This is a genomic window from Streptomyces sp. NPDC088706 (assembly GCF_044752765.1).
GTDB lineage: Bacteria > Actinomycetota > Actinomycetes > Streptomycetales > Streptomycetaceae > Streptomyces.
Map to the genome: position 1 here is coordinate 1 of NZ_JBIVLW010000044.1, position 1824 is coordinate 1824.

General features: G+C 68.0%; 1 protein-coding gene. It reads left to right on the plus strand.

The genetic code is table 11. The features are described 5' to 3' along the window. Positions 1-1824, plus strand: a 1824-nt coding sequence (locus ACIQAK_RS32980; RefSeq protein ID WP_366392980.1) for an amino acid adenylation domain-containing protein, incomplete at both ends; no start/stop codon positions are given.

Below are 1824 nucleotides of genomic sequence, written 5' to 3' on the forward strand. Positions count from 1 at the left end.
TCGGGTGCGGGGTATCTGCCGATCGATCCGCGGTATCCGAGTCGGCGGCTGGATTTCGTGTTGTCGCAGGCGCGTCCGGTGGTGGTGCTGACGGACGGGGTGACGGCGGGTGTGGTGCCTGATGTGGGGGTGCCGCGGTTGTTGTTGGAGGAGGTGGATCTGGAGAGGGGTGATGGTTCGGATTTGGTGGACGGGGAGCGGGTGGCTCCGTTGCGGCCGGAGAATGTGGCGTATGTGATGTATACGTCTGGTTCCACGGGGACCCCGAAGGGCGTCACCATCACCCACGCGAACCTCGTCAACGGAGTGTCCCGACTGGCTGAGTCCTTCGGCATCCAGCCCGGGACCATGGTCCTCGGTGCGACGTCGATCAACTTCGACGTCTCCGTCTTCGAGATCTTCAGCTCCCTCACCAGGGGCGCGGGCGTCGAAATCGTACGGGACGTACTGGAACTCGCCGAGCGCGGATCCTGGAGCGGCGGAACGCTCCAGGCGGTGCCCTCGGTCTTCGAGCGGGTGCTCGATCAGGTGGCGGGGAAGATGGACGTCGGCACCGTCGTCCTGGGCGGGGACGCCCTGTCCGCCTCACTGCTGGAGAAGGTTCGCACCGCGATACCCGGCGCCCGCCTGATACAGGCGTACGGGCAGACCGAGGATTTCTACGCCACCACCTACGTCCTGCCGGACGACTGGACCGGCGCCGGCAACGTGCCGATCGGTACTCCGCTGGGGAATATGCGGACCTATGTGCTGGGTGCGGGGCTCCAGCCGGTTCCGGTGGGGGTGACGGGTGAGCTGTATGTGGCGGGGGCGATCGGTCGTGGTTACGCCGACCGGCCGGGGTTGACCGCGGAGCGGTTCGTGGCCGATCCCTACGGCCCCGCCGGCCACCGCATGTACCGCACCGGCGACCTCGTCCGCTGGAACGCCGACCTTCAGCTCGAGTACATCGGTCGCATCGACTCGCAGATGAAGATCCGCGGCTTCCGCATCGAACCGGGCGAGGTCGAGACCGTCCTGGCCGAGCACCCGGGCGTGGAACAGGCCGTCCTCCTCGTCCGCTCCGTGCCCACCTCGGGCGACAAGCAGCTCGTCGCCTACGTCGTGCCGACCGGGACCCCGGGCCGGGTGGAGAGCACCGCGCCCGCCGGCGGCACCGAGGTCGACATCAACGCGCAGATCGACCTCGCCGAGCTGCGGCGTTTCGTGGCGGAGCGGCTGCCGGAGTTTCTGGTGCCGTCCGCGTTCGTCGTGCTGGACCGGCTGCCACTGGACCTCAACGGCAAGGTCGACCGCAAGGCGCTCCCCGAACCGGAGTTGGTGGGGAGTGAGTACCGGGCGCCGTCGTCGGCGTCCGAGAAGGTGCTCGCGGGGGTGTTCGCGGAGGTGCTGGGTCTGGAGCGGGTGGGGGTGGATGACGACTTCTTCGCTGTGGGCGGGGACAGTATCCGGTCGATCCAGGTGGTGACGCGGGCGCGGGCACGGGGTGTGGAGGTGAGTCCGCGTGATGTGTTCGAGTGCCGGACGGTGGCGGAGCTGGCGGGTCGTGCCCGGGAGGTGGGGACGGCCGTGGTCCTGCCCGAACTGGCGGGCGGTGGTGTGGGGACGATGCCCCTGATGCCCGTCGGCCACTGGATCATGGACATGCCTGGAGACATCCGTGCCTTCTCGATGACTTCTCTCGTCGATCTTCCGGTGGGGATTGATGGTGGGGGTTTGGAGGCGGTGTTGTCGGCTGTGGTGGATCGTCATGATGTGTTGCGGTCGCGGTTGGTGGGTGTGGGTGCTGGGTGGGGTCTTGAGGTGGGGCCGGTGGGTTCGGTT